General features: G+C 58.9%; 16 protein-coding genes. 6 read left to right on the top strand and 10 right to left on the bottom strand.

All coding sequences use genetic code 11. From position 1 onward, the window contains the following. Positions 1-6: 6 nt before the first annotated feature. From ABLV30_RS15360 to ABLV30_RS15340, 5 genes are read left to right on the top strand one after another with little or no spacing between them, the layout of a single operon-like run. Entirely contained in the window at positions 7-951 is a 945-nt protein-coding gene (locus tag ABLV30_RS15360) for an ABC transporter permease (protein ID WP_032749160.1), read from the top strand. Continuing rightward, positions 948-1,799: an ABC transporter permease gene (locus ABLV30_RS15355; RefSeq protein ID WP_047723864.1), complete on the top strand. Its 852-nt coding sequence runs from the start codon at positions 948-950 to the stop codon at positions 1,797-1,799. The genes ABLV30_RS15360 and ABLV30_RS15355 overlap by 4 nt, the downstream gene beginning before the upstream one ends. Next, the gene (locus ABLV30_RS15350) at positions 1,796-3,400 is read left to right on the top strand and encodes an ABC transporter ATP-binding protein (protein WP_102803939.1); all 1,605 of its coding nucleotides are present in this window, start codon (positions 1,796-1,798) and stop codon (positions 3,398-3,400) included. Before ABLV30_RS15355 ends, ABLV30_RS15350 begins: the two co-directional genes overlap by 4 nt. Further along, positions 3,397-4,386, top strand: coding sequence for a putative FMN-dependent luciferase-like monooxygenase (locus ABLV30_RS15345; RefSeq protein WP_048263027.1), 990 nt, complete (start codon positions 3,397-3,399; stop codon positions 4,384-4,386). The genes ABLV30_RS15350 and ABLV30_RS15345 overlap by 4 nt, the downstream gene beginning before the upstream one ends. 9 nt (positions 4,387-4,395) lie before the next feature. Further along, positions 4,396-5,487 (top strand): alkylhydroperoxidase domain protein, encoded by a 1,092-nt coding sequence (locus ABLV30_RS15340; RefSeq protein ID WP_257198623.1) that lies wholly within the window; start codon positions 4,396-4,398, stop codon positions 5,485-5,487. A gap of 16 nt (positions 5,488-5,503) precedes the next feature. Here the strand turns inward: ABLV30_RS15340 and araJ are convergent, their stop codons facing one another. From araJ to fdnG, 4 genes are all read right to left on the bottom strand, one after another. Then, positions 5,504-6,655, bottom strand: a complete 1,152-nt coding sequence (araJ, locus tag ABLV30_RS15335) for an MFS transporter AraJ (protein WP_265799838.1) — start codon at positions 6,653-6,655, stop codon at positions 5,504-5,506. 344 nt (positions 6,656-6,999) lie between these two features. Beyond that, complete coding sequence (gene fdnI, locus ABLV30_RS15330) at positions 7,000-7,656, bottom strand: formate dehydrogenase-N subunit gamma (RefSeq protein WP_004120645.1); 657 nt, start codon at positions 7,654-7,656, stop codon at positions 7,000-7,002. Beyond that, positions 7,649-8,533 (bottom strand): formate dehydrogenase subunit beta, encoded by an 885-nt coding sequence (gene fdxH / locus ABLV30_RS15325; protein WP_348865619.1) that lies wholly within the window; start codon positions 8,531-8,533, stop codon positions 7,649-7,651. The genes fdnI and fdxH overlap by 8 nt, the downstream gene beginning before the upstream one ends. A gap of 11 nt (positions 8,534-8,544) precedes the next feature. After that, the gene (gene fdnG / locus ABLV30_RS15320) at positions 8,545-11,592 is read right to left on the bottom strand and encodes a formate dehydrogenase-N subunit alpha (RefSeq protein WP_265799836.1); all 3,048 of its coding nucleotides are present in this window, start codon (positions 11,590-11,592) and stop codon (positions 8,545-8,547) included. 226 nt (positions 11,593-11,818) lie between these two features. Here fdnG and yddG point away from each other — a divergent pair, with 226 nt between their 5' ends. Beyond that, positions 11,819-12,697: an aromatic amino acid DMT transporter YddG gene (gene yddG / locus ABLV30_RS15315; protein ID WP_064357529.1), complete on the top strand. Its 879-nt coding sequence runs from the start codon at positions 11,819-11,821 to the stop codon at positions 12,695-12,697. On the opposite strand, the gene benD is transcribed toward yddG, so the two are convergent. From benD to catC, 6 genes are all read right to left on the bottom strand, one after another. Further along, positions 12,694-13,467 (bottom strand): benzoate diol dehydrogenase BenD, encoded by a 774-nt coding sequence (gene benD, locus ABLV30_RS15310; protein ID WP_025108252.1) that lies wholly within the window; start codon positions 13,465-13,467, stop codon positions 12,694-12,696. The two genes, yddG and benD, sit on opposite strands and share 4 nt — an antisense overlap. Positions 13,468-13,476: 9 nt before the next feature. Further along, positions 13,477-14,493: a benzoate 1,2-dioxygenase electron transfer component BenC gene (benC, locus tag ABLV30_RS15305; RefSeq protein WP_265799835.1), complete on the bottom strand. Its 1,017-nt coding sequence runs from the start codon at positions 14,491-14,493 to the stop codon at positions 13,477-13,479. A gap of 9 nt (positions 14,494-14,502) precedes the next feature. Then, positions 14,503-14,988 (bottom strand): aromatic-ring-hydroxylating dioxygenase subunit beta, encoded by a 486-nt coding sequence (locus ABLV30_RS15300; RefSeq protein ID WP_025108250.1) that lies wholly within the window; start codon positions 14,986-14,988, stop codon positions 14,503-14,505. Then, positions 14,988-16,370 (bottom strand): Rieske 2Fe-2S domain-containing protein, encoded by a 1,383-nt coding sequence (locus ABLV30_RS15295; protein ID WP_046878380.1) that lies wholly within the window; start codon positions 16,368-16,370, stop codon positions 14,988-14,990. The genes ABLV30_RS15300 and ABLV30_RS15295 overlap by 1 nt, the downstream gene beginning before the upstream one ends. A gap of 105 nt (positions 16,371-16,475) precedes the next feature. Then, positions 16,476-17,402: a catechol 1,2-dioxygenase gene (gene catA, locus ABLV30_RS15290; protein ID WP_046878381.1), complete on the bottom strand. Its 927-nt coding sequence runs from the start codon at positions 17,400-17,402 to the stop codon at positions 16,476-16,478. A gap of 70 nt (positions 17,403-17,472) precedes the next feature. Then, positions 17,473-17,763: a muconolactone Delta-isomerase gene (gene catC / locus ABLV30_RS15285; RefSeq protein WP_004101911.1), complete on the bottom strand. Its 291-nt coding sequence runs from the start codon at positions 17,761-17,763 to the stop codon at positions 17,473-17,475.

Here is a 17,763-nt window from a genome sequence, read left to right as displayed (position 1 = left end):
CCCGCGATGAGCCACTATCTTCTGCGGCGGTCCGGTCAGGGTTTACTGGTGCTGTGGGCCGCGTTTACCCTCTCCTTCGTCCTGTTACAGGTGCTACCCGGCGATGCGGTACTGATCAAGTTTCAGAATCCGGATCTGGGGCTCAGCCCTGAGCAGATCGCCGAAATGCGCCTCGCCTACGGGGCCGATAGCCCGCTGTGGAGACAGTACTTCCACACGCTGATGGCCATGCTGCGTGGCGATTTTGGCTATTCGCTGCAGGCCGGGCTGCCGGTCAGCGCGCTTATCGCCAGCAACCTGCCGGAAACATTAAGCCTGGCGCTGCCCGCCTTTGCTCTGGCGGTGGCGCTGGCCTTCGCCCTCGCCTTCGCCTCACGGCTGCCGGGCCTGCGCTGGCTCAGCAACACGCTGCAATCCCTGCCGGCGCTGTTTATCTCGCTGCCGACGTTCTGGCTCGGTATCGCCCTGATTCAGATTTTCTCCTTTCAGCTGCGCTGGATCCCGGTGATCAATCCCGGGCCGATTGAGGGGCTGATTTTGCCCATTATTGCCGTCGCGGTGCCGATTTCCGCTCCGCTGGCGCAAATCCTGATACGCAGTCTGGATCAGGTCGCCGCGCAGCCGTTTGTCGCCGTTGCCCGCGCCAAAGGCCTGAGCGAAACCGGCGCCCTGTGGCGGCACGTTACCGGCAACGCCCTGCTGCCGGTGCTCAACATCGCCGGTCTGCTGCTGGGGGAACTGATCGCCGGCGCGCTGATTACCGAAACCGTGTTTGGCCGCGGCGGTCTGGGCCTGCTGACGCAGCAGGCCGTTAATAATCAGGATATCGCGGTACTGCAGGCGGTGGTGATGATCTCTGCCCTCGGTTTCGTGCTGATTAATCTGCTGGTCGACCTGCTGATGCCGCTGTTCGACCCGCGCCTGAAAACCGTTATCGGAGGTGCCGTATGAGCCTGGTGGATTACGCAACCGCCGCGCGCCGCCGCACGTCAAACTGGCGTACGCGGCGCGTCCAGCCCGGTCTGCTGCTGGCCTGGGCGGTGATGATCGTTGCCGCGCTGATGGCTATCGCTCCGCAGCTGTTTACCGCCTATAGCCCGCTGGAAGGGTTCCCCGGCGCCCAGCGGCTGGCCCCGCAGGCCGGCCACTGGCTGGGAACCGACCAGCTGGGCCGCGATCTGTGGAGCCGCATCGTCTTCGGCGCCGTTCATTCGCTTTCCGCCGCGCTGGCGGCGGTGGCGATCGGCCTGTTTATCGGTACCGCGCTGGGCACGCTGGCCGGCGCGCTGGCGGGACGCGTGGAGTCGGCAATCATGCGCCTGGTCGACGTGCTGCTGGCGATCCCCTCTTTATTACTGTCGCTGACGGTCATCATTCTGCTCGGTTTCGGCACGCTCAACGCCGCCGTCGCGGTAGGCGCGGCGGCCGTCGCCAGCTTTGCCCGCCTGGCGCGAGCGGAGGTGGTCCGCGTACGCCACAGCGACTTCGTCGAAGCGGCCTACGGCAGCGGCGGCACCTTTTTCGCCGTTTTCTGGCGGCATATTCTGCCCAACTCGCTCACCGCGGTGCTGGCCTTTGCCACCCTCCAGTTCGGCCAGGCCATTCTGGCGCTCTCGACCCTGAGTTTTCTCGGCTACGGCACGCCGCCGCCGGTCCCGGAGTGGGGTCTGCTGATCGCCGAAGGCCGCAACTATCTCTCCACCGCCTGGTGGCTGACCACCCTTCCCGGTATTGCGGTGATTGCGGTCGTGCTCGCCGCCAACCGTATTAGCCGTCAATTTAGCGGAGAACGCCGATGAATGTTTTAAGCGTAGAGCATCTGCGCATCAGCTATCGTTCACAGCGTGAATGGCGCGAGGTCGTGCACGACGTGAGTTTTCAGGTCAAACGCGGCGAAATGCTGGCGTTTGTCGGTGAATCCGGCTCGGGTAAAACCACCACCGCGCAGGCGATTATTGGCCTGCTGGCGGATAACGCGCGCCGGGACAGCGGGCGTATCTTGATTAATGGCGAAGATATCAGCGGCTGGTCCGCTAAACGCCTCGACGGCCTGCGCGGCGCGCGGATTAGCCTGGTGCCTCAGGATCCGGGCAACTCCCTGAATCCGGTGAAAACCATCGGCGCGCAGGTGGGCGAAATCCTGCGTCTGCATCAAAAAAGCAGCGTCGCGGCGCGTAAAGCGCAGGTGCTGGCGCTGCTGACCAAAGTTGGGCTGAGCCACCCGGAACAGCGCATCGATCAATATCCCCACCAGCTTTCAGGCGGTATGAAGCAGCGGGTGCTGATTGCTATCGCGATCGCCCTGAAACCCGACTTAATCATTGCCGATGAGCCCACCAGCGCCCTCGACGTGACGGTACAGAAACGGATCCTCGACCTGCTGGATACGCTGCGCCGGGAGTCCGGCACGGCGGTACTGTTCGTCACCCACGATCTGGCGCTGGCGGCGGAACGCGCCGACCGCCTGCTGGTCTTTCGCCACGGCGAGATTCAGGAACAGGGCGCGACCGGCGATGTCATACGTACGCCGCAGCATACCTATACCCGCCAGCTGCTGAGCGATCTCCAGGGTTCGACGCTAACCATTGCCCCGGCCAGCGGGCGCGTGCTGGCGACCCCGGCGATCCGCGTGGAGGGCATCAGCAAGCGCTTCTCATTAGGCTCCGCGCATTTGCAGGCGCTGGACGCCGTGAGCTTCGAGGTGAAGCGCGGCAGCACCCACGCGCTGGTCGGCGAGTCCGGCTCCGGCAAAACGACGCTTGCGCGGATCCTGCTGGGATTCGAAAAGGCCGATAGCGGCCATATCGCTATCGACGGTATCGATGCCGGGCATCTCAGCCGCGAGGCGCTCCGCCAGCTGCGGCGTAAAATTCAGTTCGTTTACCAGAATCCTTTTGCCTCGCTGGACCCGCGGCAAACGCTGTTTGAGATTATCGAAGAGCCGTTAAAAAACTTCGACCGACTCAACGCCGAAGTGCGGCGCCAGCGCGTCGAAACGGTCGCCGCCCGCGTGGCGCTCGCTCCGGAGCTGCTGTCGCGAACCGCCCGTGAGCTTTCCGGCGGCCAGCGGCAGCGGGTGGCCATCGCCCGCGCCTTAATCCTTGAACCGACGATCCTTGTCCTCGATGAAGCGACTTCGGCGCTGGACGTCACGGTGCAGGCGCAAATTCTCGCGCTGCTGCAGCAGCTTCAGCAGCAGCTGGGGCTGAGCTATCTGTTTATCACTCACGATTTGGCGACGGTGCGCCGTATCGCCCACAGCGTGACGGTGCTGCGGGCGGGCCAGGTGGTTGAACACGGCGACGTCAGCCGACTGTTCAGCGCCCCGCAGCATGACTATACCCGCGAGCTTATCGCCGCGATTCCCCACTTTTCATCCCCGAGCAAGGAGGTTGCATGACGCGTAAACGACTGGGCTTTTTCACCCGTCTGCTGGACCACGCCACGCCTAAAGAGCGCTACCGGCTGGCCACCGAGCAAATTCGCCACGCGGAACGCCTGGGATTCGACAGCGCGTGGATCGCTCAGCACCATTTTCATGAGCACGAAGGCGGCCTGCCGTCGCCGCTGGTCTTTCTCGCCCACGCCGCGGCGCACACCGAGCGCATTCGTCTTGGCACCGCCATTATCACCCTGCCCATGGAAAACCCGCTGCGGGTGGCGGAGGATGCGGCGGTGCTGGATCTGCTCGCCGATGGACGGCTGGAGGTGGGCTTCGGCTCCGGCGGCACCCCCACTTCGTTTTTACCCTTCGGGCTGACGATGGACCAGCGCAGCGCGGTATTTGCCGAACACCTGCATCTGATTCAAAGCGCCTGGCGCGGGGATTCGCTCTCGCACCCGGATAATCATCTGTACCCTCAGGCGCCGCAGCTGGCGGAGCGCCTCTGGATTGCCACCTTTTCCATTGAGGGGGCGGTTCGCGCGGCTCAGGCCGGGCACGGGCTGATGCTCTCGCGCACGCAGCCGCGTCCGGCCGGACAGCCCACGCTGCCGCTGGACGCTATCCAGAATCCGATTATTGACGCCTATCTCGCCGCGCTGCCGGCGGGCGTCGAGCCAAGGATCCTCGCCTCGCGGACGGCCTTTGTCGCCGATAGCCAGCAGTATGCGCTGCAGGTCGCTGAACCCGGCCTGCGCCAGCAGGCTGCCCAGCATCGCGCCGCAGGTCATGATATTATTGGTGACACTGTCACTGATTTTTTGCCGCAGCTTGACGCGCACGTTGGCGACCCGCAGCACGTCGCCGCTTCGCTGGCCCGCGATAGCGTCCTGCGGCGGGTAACCGATATTTCGTTTCAGGTGCACTCCGTTGAACCCTCGCACCGCGACACGCTTCGTTCCATTGAGCTGATCGCTCAGCATATTGCCCCGCAGATACGATAAGGAGTCACCATGACGCTCAGTCAGGATATATTGGCCGAAATGGCAGAAATTGCCCCCGATTCCGCCTTAGCGGCGGCGCGAGCCGTGCGCGAGGCGGCCACCCGCCATGCTCAGGGAAGTTATGAAACGCTGTTTGGTCAGCAGGATAACGACTTTCCGCTCGACGAGCGTTTTGCCGTGGCCGCGAGGGTGGCGAAGCTGCATGAGAGCGATGCGCTGGCCGCCCACTACGCCGGCTTTGGCATTGCCGACCCCACATCGCCGCGGCTGGCGCCGGCGCTGGCCTTTGCCCGGCTGTTGACCTTTACGCCCGTGGAGGCCACGCCGTCGGCGCTTGAGGCCTTAATCCGCGCCGGATGGAGCCTGCGCGGCATCGTCACCCTCGCCCAGCTTATCGCGTTTGTCAGCTTCCAGAGCCGGCTGGTCGTTGGGCTGCGCCTGCTTAACGGCAAAAATATCCACGTCGCACAAACCCCGACGGTGGCGGGATTCTGGCATACCTCGCCGCAAACCATCAGCGGTAAGAAGGCGCCGGTACACTTCACCCGCGATGAACTGCACTGGGAGCCCTGGCTGGCGGCTAAACCGCTGGCGGAATTTACCCCCGACGAGCAGGCGCTGCTGGCGAAATTCGGCCACAGCGATTCGCCCTACTTCCGCCTGCTGGCGCGCAACCTGCCGCTCCTCGAGCAGCGCACGTTAACCGATAAAGGGATCTTTTATACTCCCGGCGGCCTGCCGCGCGCCGAGCGCGAGCTGGCGGCAACGGTGGCGAGCAAAATCAACGGCTGTATTTATTGCGCCTCGGTGCATGCGCGCAAAGCGGCACAGCTGGCCAAAGATGAAACGGCGGTAGAGACGCTGCTGGCGGTGACGCCGGGAGAGCAGTTAAGCGACGGGCAGACGCCGGGATGGCAGGCGCAGATCGATTTCGCCGCCGCGATTTCCGTTACCCCTCCCGCTTTGTCCGTTGACCACCTTGCCGCCGTCGAGCAACAGGGGCTGGATACCCTCGCCCAACTGGATTTACTGCAATCGGCGGCTTTCTTTGCCTGGGCCAACCGGTTAATGCTGACCCTCGGCGAACCGTGGCAGGAATAGCCGCCGGCGGGCTTAATCAGGCCAGACGCCGCTGATGGCGGGCATAAATCAGCAGCGAACTGAGCGCAAGAAACGAAAGCAGCGCGGCCGGTAAGGCAACGAAACGCCAGCCAGGACCGGCCGTAATCATCATCCCGCCGAATAGCGCCCCAATGGCGCTGCCGAGATTAAAGGCGATCTGGCCGCCCGCCGCGCCCAGCATCTCGCCGCCCTTCGCATTTTGCAGCAGCAGAATTTGCAGCGGTGCCGACAGGGCAAACAGGGCCGCGCAGCAAATAAACGCGAGGGTTAATGCGGCGGCTTTATTCTCACCCAGCAGGAACAGAAGTAATAAGGTCACGACAATCACGCCATCCGTCACGGCGGCAATACGTAACGGGCTATAACGGACGGAGACTTTACCGCTGAATAAATTCCCCAGAACCATCCCCAGCCCCGCCAGCAGCATAATGGCTATGATGGCGCTCTCACCAAAACCAGAGACGTTAATCATAAACGGCTTAATATAGCTAAACCACGCGAATACGCCGGCATTGCCGAACATCGTCGCAGCAAAAATTAACCACGGTGCAGGCGATGTTAAAAAATGAAACTGCGCGCGCAAGCGCGTCGTCGGTTTATCAAACAGCGTGGGCACCCACCAGGCGATGGCGACCAGCACGGCGATGTCAAACACCGCAATCGCCAGAAAGGTATAGCGCCAGCTAAACTGATGGCCAAGCCAGGTTCCGGCGGGAACCCCCAGCAAATTAGCGACCGTCATTCCGGCAATCATTCCCGCCACCGCGGCGGTGACCTTCCCCGGCGGCGCAATTTTCGACAGAACGATCGCCCCCACGCCAAAGAAGGCGCCGTGCGGGAAACCGGAGATCAGGCGCCCCAGCGCCAGCATCGAATAGCTGGAAGATAGCGTAAAGATGGCATTGCCGATAACGCACAGCGCCACGAGGAACAGCATCACCGATTTTAACGAAAAGCGGCTGGAGAATAGCGCCATCACCGGCGCGCCGATGACGACGCCAAGCGCATACCAGGAGATCATATTGCCCGCGGCGGGAATAGATATTCCGACGTCACGGGCAATTTCAGGTAATACGCCCATGATGCCAAATTCCGCCATTCCGAGACCAAAAGTGCCAAGCGCTAACGAAAAAATAGTCTTTTTCATACAACTAATCACTTGTTATAAAACATATCGCCGGCATTATTGTGCATTATTAAACGGCAGACCAGATAAAAACGCCGGGTGGCATATTTATCCATAAAACGGCGTGATTATTTCATAGGTTCACTGGCAGATTGATTATTCAGTTCCTGAGGTAAATATTGAATTTGAAACGTTTATGCTTTGTTCGCCGATGATGACAAACCTTAATAATAAGCCGATCAAGCGCGAAGATTTTATCTGTAACTTAAAAAGCGCCAGAGGCGAAGTTATTTCCGCCATTGACGCCCTTGTTACCAATAGCCGATCCGCTCCGGCTTCAGCCAGAGCGGGTTGCTCAGTTACGCTTACTTCAGCCCTTCACAGCTCTCTTTCTTCGCTTCCTGACGCTCCACCTCGCGATACCAGCGCGGATGATGCTTCTTCGCCCAGCGGCGACTCACCTTCCCTTCGATCATGCCTTTAATCGATCCCTTCACCCAAAACGCCATATACATGTGGATCAGAATCGCATGAATAAGAATAATCGCCGAGGTCGCGTGAATCAGTAGGCTATAGCGAATAACCTGAATCGGGAAATAGTGGGCAAACCAGGGCCGCCAGATAATCACGCCGGTCACCAGCAGCACAAAAATCATGCTCATGATGGTCCAGAACATCATTTTCTGCCCCGCGTTATATTTCCCTACCCGCGCCACTTTATGCTCGTTGCCTTTCAGTACCTCAATAATGCCCTTGAGCCAGGGGATATCCTGCTTGTCGGGAATATTGTGATGGACAAAGCGCACAAACATAAACATCAGAGCCACGAAAATCAGTACCCCGAAGAACGGATGCAGAATACGACCCATCTGCGGCGTACCGAAGGTTTCGGTCAGCCACTGCAGCGTCGGGAAGAAAAACGAGATCCCCGATAGCGCCACCAGGAAAAAGCAGATGACCACCGTCCAGTGACAGGCGCGGTCAATAAACTTCGTGCGCACAATCATTTTCGATTTACTCATCATGCTCCTCCTCATCGTCATCCGCTTCTTTATTCGGCCCAATCCCGATGTAGTGATAAATCAGCCCGGCAAAGGTGGCGATAAACCCGACCGCCGAGAGCGGCTTCAGCGCGCCTTTCCACAGGTTGATCGACGTATCGATCTGCGGCTCTTTCGGCAGGTTGTGGTACAGCTCCGGCTGGTCCGCATGATGCAGCACGTACATCACGTGGGTGCCGCCGACGCCCGGCGGGTTATACACCCCGGCATGGGGATAGCCGCGTTTCTTCAGCTTTTCCACGCGCTCGTTGGCCACTTCCAGCATCTCTTTCTTGCTGCCGAAGTGAATCGCGCCGGTTGGGCAGGTTTTCACGCAGGCCGGTTCCTGGCCGACGCTGACCCGGTCAACGCACAGGGTGCACTTATAGACCCGGTTATCCTCTTTATTGAGGCGCGGGACGTTAAAGGGGCACCCGGCGATGCAGTAGCCGCAGCCGATGCAGTTCTCCTGCTGAAAGTCGACGATGCCGTTAGCGTACTGAATAATCGCCCCGGCGGACGGGCACGCCTTCAGGCAGCCCGGAGCCTCGCAGTGCATGCAGCCGTCTTTGCGTATCAGCCACTCCAGCTTGCCGTTCTGTTCGGTTTCGCTAAAGCGCATTACCGTCCAGGATTTGGCGCTCAGATCGGCGGGGTTGTCGTACACCCCGACGCAGTGCCCAACCTCATCGCGGATATCGTTCCACTCGGAACAGGCCACCTGGCAGGCTTTACAGCCTACGCAGGAGGAGACATCGATCAGCTTCGCCACTTCCGCCTTAAAATCCCGCGCGCGCGGCGCGGGCGTGATCGGGTTGGTGGCGGAGCGTTTGATAATGTCCTGGGTTTCCATCGCCATGCATTCGCTCCTTACGCTTTCTCGATGTTGACCAGAAACGCCTTGTACTCCGGCGTTTGCGAGTTGGAATCCCCGACGTTTGGCGTCAGGGTATTGGCGATGTAACCTTTGCGGGCTACCCCTTCAAAACCCCAGTGCAGCGGGATCCCGACGGTTTCTACCTGCTGGCCGTTAACGTTGAGCGTTTGCAGACGACGCGTCACCACCGCTACCGCGCGAATAAAGCCGCGCTTGCTGCTGACCGTCACCCGATCGCCGTTGGCAATCCCCTTCGCTTTCGCCAGACCTTCGCTGATTTCGACAAACTGTTCCGGCTGCGCAATCGCATTGAGCAGCGCATGCTTGGTCCAGGTATGAAAATGCTCGGTCAGGCGATAGGTGGTGCCGACGTACGGGAATTTATCCTTCTTACCTAAACGAAGGGCATCCTTTTCATACAGGCGCACCACCGGGCTGGAGACCACGTTCGGGTGCAGCGGGTTGGTGCCAAGCGGCGTTTCCATCGGCTCGTAGTGTTCCGGGAACGGACCTTCCGCCAGCTTATTCAGGGCAAACAGGCGCCCCAGTCCTTCCGGCTGCATAATAAACGGCCCGGTTTTGCTGCCCGGCGGCGCGGTATTGAAGTCCGGAATATCGTTGCCAACCCACTTGCTGCCGTTCCACTGGATCAGCATCCGCTTCGCATCCCACGGCTTGCCGTTAATATCCGCCGACGCGCGGTTGTACAGCACGCGCCGGTTGAGCGGCCACGCCCATGCCCAGCCGAGCGTGTTGCCGAGGCCTGACGGATCGGCGTTATCGCGGTTGGCCATCTGGTTGCCCTGCTCGGTCCAACTGCCGGTATAGATCCAGCAGGACGACGCGGTGGTACCGTCATCGCGCAGCAGCGCGAAGCTGTTCAACAGCTGGCCCTTCTTCGCCAGCGGCGCGCCGTTAGCGTCGAAGAGATCCGCCAGCGCGTAGCCGTTGTTCTCTTTCGCGACCTCTTCTGATTCCGGACGATCCGGCTGCTTGTAGTGCCACCCCATCTTCAGCAGCGGCTCGACGCCTTTGCCGCCCTCGGTGCGATACAGCTCGCGCAGACGGTGGTAAATGCCGGCCAGAATTTCGCCGTCGTTGCGCGCTTCGCCCGGCGCGTCCTGGCCTTTCCAGTGCCACTGCAGCCAGCGCCCGGAGTTGGCGATTGAACCATCCTCTTCGGCGAAGCAGGTGGACGGCAGGCGGAACACTTCGGTCTGAATCGCCGCCGGGTCAACATCGTTCGACTCGCCGTGGTTTTGCCAGAAGGTCGACGTTTCGGTCACCAGCGGGTCGATAACCACCATGTACTTCAGCTTGCTCAGGCTGCGGACCACCTTGTTTTTGTCCGGGAACGAAGCCACCGGATTGAAGCCCTGGCAGATATAGCCCGTGACGTTACCGTTATCCATCATATTGAAATATTTGATAACGTCGTAAGCCTGGTCCCATTTCGGCAGCCAGTGGAAGCCCCAGTCGTTCTCTTTTTGCGCCGCGTCGCCGTAGAACGATTTCATCAGGCTGACGAAGAACTTCGGATAGTTGCTCCAGTAGTTCACCTGTTCGGCCAGCGTCGCCTTCGGCGTATTGGCGGCGAGATAGCTTTGCAGATCCGTCTGCTGTTCCGACGGCAGCGTCAGGTAGCCCGGCAGGCTGGTCGAGAGCAGGCCTAAATCGGTTAGCCCCTGAATATTGGAGTGCCCGCGCAGCGCGTTGACGCCGCCGCCCGCCATCCCCATATTGCCGAGCAGCAGTTGAATCATCGCCATGGTACGGATGTTCTGCGCCCCGACGGTATGCTGCGTCCAGCCCAGCGCGTAAAGGAAGGTGGTGGTTCGGTCCGCCGCGCTGGTTGACGCCAGCACTTCGCACACTTTGAGGAAGTCCGCCTTTGGCGTACCGCAGATATTCTCCACCACCTCCGGCGTATAGCGCGAAACGTGCTGCTTCAGCAGGTTCCAGACGCAGCGCGGATGCTGCAGCGTCTCGTCGCGCATGGCGTAGCCGTTTTCGTCGAACTGATAGTTCCACGACGATTTATCGTACTGACGCTTTTCGGCATCGTAGCCGCTGAACAGGCCATCTTCGAAGGCAAAATCGTCGCGCACCAGCAGGTTGGCGTTGGTGTAGTGTTTAACGTACTCGGCATTGATTTTGTTATTTTCGATCAGGTACAGCAGCACGCCCGACAGGAACGTAATGTCCGTGCCGGAGCGAATAGGCGCATAGATATCGGCCACCGACGCCGTGCGCGTAAAGCGCGGGTCGACGACAATCAGCGTCGCATCGTTGTTGTTTTTCGCCTCCATCGCCCAGCGGAATCCCACCGGATGGGCTTCGGCGGCGTTACCGCCCATCACCACCACGACGTTAGCGTTTTTGATATCAACCCAGTGGTTGGTCATCGCACCGCGACCAAATGTTGGAGCAAGACTTGCTACCGTTGGTCCGTGTCAGACGCGCGCCTGGTTGTCTACCGCCAGCATGCCGAGGGAGCGCACAAATTTTTGCGTCAGCATGCCGGTTTCATTACTGGCCGCAGAGGCACATAACATCCCGGTGGACAGCCAGCGGTTAACCGTCACGCCCTGTTCGTTCTTTTCAATAAAATTGGCGTCGCGGTCGGCTTTCATCAGTTTGGCGATGCGGGTAAACGCGTCATCCCAGGAGATGCGCTGCCATGTATCCGAACCCGGCGCGCGGTACTGCGGATAGCGCAGGCGGTTGTCGCTATGAACATAGTCAAGCAACCCCGCGCCTTTCGGGCACAGCGCGCCGCGGCTCACCGGATGATCCGGGTCACCTTCAATGTGGTAAATCGCTTCTTTCGCGTTTTTCGCGCCGTCGCCCAGGCTATACATTAATAGCCCGCAGCCCACGGAGCAGTATGTGCAGGTGTTGCGGATCTCTTTGGCGCGCAGCAATTTGTAATTACGCGCCTGAGCCAGGGCCATTTTGGGCGCAAAACCCAATGCAGCGGCTGTTGTTCCGGCCATACCGCCTGCGCAGATTTTAAAAAACTTTCTGCGGCTGACGTCCATTGTTCCCCTCCATGCGGGATGTTTATTCATTGCGGGAGTGGAAATTAACAGCAATAACCCTGTTTTATTTGCGTCAAATCAATGTCCTGAACCCATGACCCCTTAATAGTCAGCCACGTTGAATTTCGTTACTCCATTGGGATTAAGCGCGGAGGAAAATATCCCCCGGAAGCGAAAAAAAAGTGTTATAAAACCCGACTGCGTTTGAACCAACATCAGGTTAAATATGGAGAAGAAGAGAGCCACGCTCATTGGATTGGCCGCTATCGTCTTGTGGAGCACCATGGTCGGGCTGATTCGTGGCGTAAGCGAAGGGCTTGGTCCGGTGGGCGGCGCGGCGATGATCTACAGCCTGAGCGGCCTTTTGCTGATCTTTACCGTCGGCTTCCCGCAAATACGTCAGATCCCTCGCCCCTATTTACTGGCAGGGAGCCTGCTGTTCGTCAGCTATGAAATTTGCCTGGCGCTGTCGGTCGGATTAGCCGGTAGCCGCCAGCAGGCTATTGAAGTGGGCATGGTTAATTATCTGTGGCCCAGCCTGACGATTTTATTCGCCATTCTGTTTAACGGCCAAAAAAGCAGCTGGTTGGTTATTCCGGGATTATTTCTCGCTTTATTCGGCGTCACCTGGGTATTAGGCGGTGAGCATGGTCTGAATGTAGATGAAATTATCCGCAACGTGGTTTCCAGCCCGCTGAGCTATATTCTGGCGTTCATCGGCGCGTTTATCTGGGCGGCCTACTGCACGGTCACCGCTAAATACGCGAAGGGCAAAAACGGGATTACCCTTTTTGTTCTGCTTACCGCCCTGACCCTGTGGCTAAAGTTCCTGTTCAGCGAACAGCCGCCCATGGTCTTTAGCTGGCCGGTGATAGCCAAACTGATCGCGCTGTCCGTTGCCCTGGGATTAGGCTACGCGGCGTGGAACGTCGGGATCCTGCACGGCAACGTCAGCCTGCTGGCCGCCGCCTCCTACTTTACGCCGGTGCTCTCCTCGGCGCTGGCGGCGGCACTGCTCAGCGCCGCGCTGTCGTGGTCGTTCTGGCAGGGAGCCGGAATGGTGTGCGCCGGCTCCCTGCTTTGCTGGCAGGCGACCCGGCGCTAACCGAGATCGCCGCCGGCGACCGGCAGCGTCACGCCTGTGATATAGCTGGCCTCATCGCTGGCGAGAAACAGGATGGCATTGGCCTGCTCCGCCAGCGTACCGTAGCGATGCATCAGGCTGCTGGCCACCGTCTGATCGACCACCTGCTGATACCACGCCTGCTCCTGCGCCGACGGCAGCTCCTCATTCCGCGGCGTCCGGCGCGCAGGCGCCTCGGTGCCCCCCGGCGCCACGGCGTTAATGCGGATCCCGTTTGCGCTATATTCAAGGGCTAGCGAACGGGTCAGCGCATTAACGCCGCCTTTCGCTGCGGAATAAGGCACCCGATTCACGCCCGCCGTCGCCACCGACGAAATATTAACGATACTGCCTTTGCCCTGCTTCAGCATCCACGGTAGCGCAGCCCGACAGCCCCACAGGGTCGGAAACAGCGAGCGGCGAATCTCCTTCTCTATCTGCTCCGGCTGATATTCCGCGAACGGCCGCGCCCAAATGGTGCCGCCGACGTTGTTAATTAATACATCCAGGTGGCCAAAATGGGCCACGCCGTCGGCAAAAGCCCGCTCGGTGCTTTCCCATTGTTCAAGATCGGCTTCCAGCGCCAGCGCCTGGCTACCGGCGTCGTTCAGCGCCGCCGCCAGTTCATGAACATAGCGAGAGCGGTCAATCAACAGCAGCCGCGCGCCCTCACGCGCCGCTTGCTCTGCGGTCTGTCGGCCAATCCCCTGCGCGGCGCCGGTAATGGCCACAACTTTATGGTTAAATCGCATCGTTGCTCCTTATGCCGCCGCGCTCTGGCTGGCGATAAATTTTTCATACCAGAACCCCGACGGCGAAATTCCTCTCTCGCGCAGCGCCGTGGCTACCGCATTGACCATCGGTGGGGGCCCGCACAGATAGATATCCACATCCCCGTTGTTGAGTATTGCGTCATTAAGATGTTCGGTAACAAAACCGCGCTGCGGGCATTGGCTTTGCGCATCGGCAACCACCGGCAGCCAGCGATACGCGGGAAGCTGACCGGTAAATGCCTCAAGCTCGTCAGTTTTCACCAGATCGCCGTCGCGGGTCACGCCATAGAGCAAGGTGATGGGTCGGGTGCTGCGCTGGCTGGCCAGCGTTTGCAGCATTGATAGCAGCGGCGCTAAGCCGGTGCCCCCCGCCAGCAGTAGCAGCGGGCGCTCGCCGCCGCGCAGGTAAAAGCTGCCCATCGGGCCGCTTAGCGTCAGACGATCGCCAGGAATGGCCCGCTGCGTCAGCCACTGGCTCATCAATCCGCCGGGCACGTTACGGATCAGGAAGCGCCCCTCACGCCCACCCGGCAGGGAGCTAAACGAATAGGCGCGAACCTGCGGCGTTCCGGGAACCTGAATATTGATGTACTGACCCGCCAGGAAGTCCATCGGTTCATCCAGCACGATCGCCAGCTCAATGGCGGTGTCTGACAGGAGATTGACCGCTTTCACCGTCGCGCCCACGCTCGCCAGCGCGGTCTTGCAGCGGGCTGCCGCCGCCGGTACATCAATGACGCAATCGCTGGTTGGCACCATCTGGCAGGTCAGCACCTGGCGCTCTGCGGCTTCCTCTTCGCTGAGCGCCTCTTCAAGAAACTCATCGCCCAGGCCATATTCGCCGCTGACGCAGCGGCACTTGCAGGTGCCGCAAACGCCGTCCGAACAATCCATCGGCAGATTGACCTGCTGACGATAGGCGGCATCGAGAACTTTCTCCCCGGTGTTACACTGAATAAAGCGGGTGATGCCGTCTTCAAAATTGAGAGCAATATTAAAGGTCATAAGTGCCTCTTAAATATGGTAAACGTCAATCACCTGACGGATGTAATCGTTATTCAGGCGCACGGTTTTACGGATGATTTGCGGTTTGCCGGAGTCCTCACTCAGCGTGCAGCAGGTCGAACCAAACCAGGTATCCGTCTGCTGATACCGGTGACAGTAGGTGACCCAGCTGTAGCGTACTTCCATGCCCTGTTCGGTTTCGCCAAGCAGTTCAACGTTGCCGATCATATGGGTGGTGCGCGGTTCCGGGGTGCTGGCCCCTGAGCGCTCGGTTTTGATGCGGTAAACCCGGTCTTCGAGGCCGTCGCGGCTCGGGTAATAGATCAGCGAAATTTCACGCTGAGGATCGCGGGTGAGCTTGTCGTCATCCCCCCAGGCGGGCATCCAGTACACCACCTGTGGACTGTAGCAGTTCAGCCACTCATCCCACAGGCGGTCGTCAAGCAGGCGGGCTTCGTAATAGAGAAACTGGCGAACCTGTTCGAGAGTGAGCATCAGACCACCTCCACGCGTTGTGTGATCGACTGCTCGTAACGCCGCTGCTCTGCTTCCAGCGCCGCCAGCATCACGTTTTGCCAGTGATGATGGTGGGCGATATACAAAGCTTCGTCTTCCGATTTCACGCCGCTCAGCAGCGGCCGCAAGCCGGCCTGCCGGGCGTGTTCGTCCGGACCATCGACCCAATGTAGCGCCCCGCGGCTGAGGTCGCTCCATGCGAGATTTTCCCCGAGATAGCCGCGCTGGCAGGCGCTGAACTCTTCCAGATCGTCAGGCGTTCCCATGCCGCTGACGTTAAAAAAGTCCTCATACTGGCGAATACGCAGCGCCCGCGCCTGGTCAGATTCGCCCTTCGGCGCAAAGCACCAGATGGTGACTTCGGTTTTATCCACCGCGATGGGGCGTATCACGCGGATCTGCGTCGAAAACTGATCCATCAGATAGACGTTTGGATAGAGGCACAGGTTGCGCGTTTCGTTGACCATCTGCCCGGCGCGAGACTCGCCGAATTCCGCCTGCAGCCGTTCACGATGTTCGTAGACCGGCCGCACTTCCGGGTTCAGCACCCGGGTCCACAGCAGCATATGCCCATTATCAAAGCCGTAACCGCCGCCGACGCTTTTCGACCAGCCGTTTGCGTCTACCGCGTGCGTCCCTTCCGCTTCGTAGTTGCGGCGCGACATGGTGGAAGCGTAGTTCCAGTGGACCACGCTAACGTGATAGCCGTCAGCACCGTTTTCCGCCCCTAGCTTCCAGTTGCCTTCGTATACATAGCTCGACGATCCGTTAAGCACCTCCAGCCCTTCCGGCGCCTGGTCCACGATCAGGTCGATAATTTTGCAGGTTTCGCCCAGGTACGCCTCCAGCGGCTGCACATCGGCATTCAGGCTGCCGAACAGGAAGCCGCGATAGGATTGAAACCTCGGCAGCTTCTTTAAGTCGTGGGAGCCTTCATGCTTGAAAGTCTCCGGGTAACCGCCGGTACTTTCATCTTTGGCTTTTAAAAGCTTGCCGTTATTACTGAACGTCCAGCCGTGAAACGGACAGGTAAATGAACTTTTATTACCGGTTTTGCGACGACATAGCATCGCCCCGCGATGGGCGCAGCTGTTAATTAGCGCATGTAGTTCGTTCTTTTTATCGCGCGTTATTATTACCGGCTGGCGCCCAAGGGTCAGGGTGTAATAATCTCCAGGCTGCGCAATCTGGCTTTCATGAGCAAGGAACAGCCAATTCCCTTCAAAAATATGCTTCATTTCAAAATCAAATAGCTGCGGATCGGTAAATATTGAGCGATGGCAGCGATAAATATGTTTTTCACGATCAACAATTAATGCATTGTTGATTTTATCTTTTAATGTGGTGAACATTTTTTGCATGAGTCGGCCCTCCTGCATAATTCAGGAATAGAAAAACGGTGAAGTCGCAATTTCGCTTTATTCTCCGACCACGGCCTGGCCGGAGAAGAGAATTAACGCCGCGCGTTACTCCTGCGCACGCAGGCGCGTACCGCGGTGTTCTTCATCGGCGTTAAGCGCTTTACACAGAGTAAAATCAAAGCGCACTTCGGTATGTTCACCTTCCAGCTCACGCCGCTGAATAAGCTCGCGGTCGCTGACTTTTACCGGATCGGCAATCAGGCCGTCGCGGGTAGCGAACGCGAAATCATCCCACAGGTATTTGTCGCCGTTGAGATTGATTTGGCTGGTCAAATGTTTATGACCCGGCGCGGAAACGAAGAAGTGGATATGCGCCGGACGATTACCGTGACGCCCCAGCTGGTCAAGGAGTTTTTGCGTTGGCCCATCCGGCGGGCAGCCGTAGCCGGATGGCAGAATGCTGCGCACGCTATAGCAGCCATCGGCGCCGGTACGAATGCGGCGACGCAGATTATATTCACTCTGGCTTTGATCGAAGAAAGAGTAGTTCCCGAGGGTATTGGCATGCCAGATATCAACGATAGCGTTAGCTACCGGGTGGCCCTGGGTGTCGCGAACCTGGCCATAAAGCCACATCACCTCCCCCGCATCTTTACCATCATCCATGCGGGTATGTCCGTCTGCCAGCGGCGCATTCGCCACGTACAGCGGGCCTTCAATGGTACGAGGGGTGCCGGTTTCCCGCTGCGCTGCGGCATCAATCGCGTCCTGGCGCAGGTCGAGGAAGTGTTCAAGGCCGAGGCCCGCCGCCAGCAGTGCCGCTTCCTGGCGGCCGCCTAATTCATGCAGATAATTCACCGCATGCCAGAACTCTTCTTCAGTGACGTTATAGTCATCAATCAGCGTGCAGAGGTTTTCCAGCAGACGATGAACAATCATTTTAAAACGCTCGTCACCGCCGGTTGCATTTAAACCCGCACTTTCACGCAATAAATGTTGCACAGCATCTTGTTGTACGAATGCATTACTCATAATATTTCTCACTTATCGTTGTAGGATATTCGCCGAATAGTTTCGGCGCGAGGTTAGTTATTATTTTTTATTAACGGTCGTCTTCGCGAATCGAGGAGGGATGACGACAGAGCGCCTCCACGCGAATTTGCATAAAGGGATATAATGGTAGAGCCATTAAAATTTGATGCAGCTCTTCAGCATCTTTCACATCGAAAATACTGACATTGGCGTAAAGGCCGGCGACGCGCCAGATATGTCGCCATTTACCTTCGCGCTGAAGTTGTTGTGAATACTTTTTTTCTCGCTGCTTAATTTCCTCAATTTCGTCGGCAGGAAATCCCAGCGGAATATTCACGGTCATATCGACTTTAAATAGCAT

This window comes from Klebsiella sp. CN_Kp113, from assembly GCF_040064585.1.
Classification (GTDB): Bacteria; Pseudomonadota; Gammaproteobacteria; order Enterobacterales; family Enterobacteriaceae; genus Klebsiella; species Klebsiella michiganensis.
Note: the sequence above shows the minus strand (reverse complement) of the source record. Positions and strands in the feature narration are given on the sequence as shown.

Excerpts from the sequence above, each read along its gene's own strand:
- ABLV30_RS15360 (WP_032749160.1), top strand. The coding sequence starts at position 7 with ATGAGCCACTATCTTCTGCGGCGGTCCGGTCAGGGTTTACTGGTGCTG.
- ABLV30_RS15355 (WP_047723864.1), top strand. The coding sequence starts at position 948 with ATGAGCCTGGTGGATTACGCAACCGCCGCGCGCCGCCGCACGTCAAAC.
- ABLV30_RS15350 (WP_102803939.1), top strand. The coding sequence starts at position 1,796 with ATGAATGTTTTAAGCGTAGAGCATCTGCGCATCAGCTATCGTTCACAG.
- ABLV30_RS15345 (WP_048263027.1), top strand. The coding sequence starts at position 3,397 with ATGACGCGTAAACGACTGGGCTTTTTCACCCGTCTGCTGGACCACGCC.
- ABLV30_RS15340 (WP_257198623.1), top strand. The coding sequence starts at position 4,396 with ATGACGCTCAGTCAGGATATATTGGCCGAAATGGCAGAAATTGCCCCC.
- araJ (WP_265799838.1), bottom strand. The coding sequence starts at position 6,655 with ATGAAAAAGACTATTTTTTCGTTAGCGCTTGGCACTTTTGGTCTCGGA.
- fdnI (WP_004120645.1), bottom strand. The coding sequence starts at position 7,656 with ATGAGTAAATCGAAAATGATTGTGCGCACGAAGTTTATTGACCGCGCC.
- fdxH (WP_348865619.1), bottom strand. The coding sequence starts at position 8,533 with ATGGCGATGGAAACCCAGGACATTATCAAACGCTCCGCCACCAACCCG.
- yddG (WP_064357529.1), top strand. The coding sequence starts at position 11,819 with ATGGAGAAGAAGAGAGCCACGCTCATTGGATTGGCCGCTATCGTCTTG.
- benD (WP_025108252.1), bottom strand. The coding sequence starts at position 13,467 with ATGCGATTTAACCATAAAGTTGTGGCCATTACCGGCGCCGCGCAGGGG.
- benC (WP_265799835.1), bottom strand. The coding sequence starts at position 14,493 with ATGACCTTTAATATTGCTCTCAATTTTGAAGACGGCATCACCCGCTTT.
- ABLV30_RS15300 (WP_025108250.1), bottom strand. The coding sequence starts at position 14,988 with ATGCTCACTCTCGAACAGGTTCGCCAGTTTCTCTATTACGAAGCCCGC.
- ABLV30_RS15295 (WP_046878380.1), bottom strand. The coding sequence starts at position 16,370 with ATGCAAAAAATGTTCACCACATTAAAAGATAAAATCAACAATGCATTA.
- catA (WP_046878381.1), bottom strand. The coding sequence starts at position 17,402 with ATGAGTAATGCATTCGTACAACAAGATGCTGTGCAACATTTATTGCGT.
- catC (WP_004101911.1), bottom strand. The coding sequence starts at position 17,763 with ATGCTATTTAAAGTCGATATGACCGTGAATATTCCGCTGGGATTTCCT.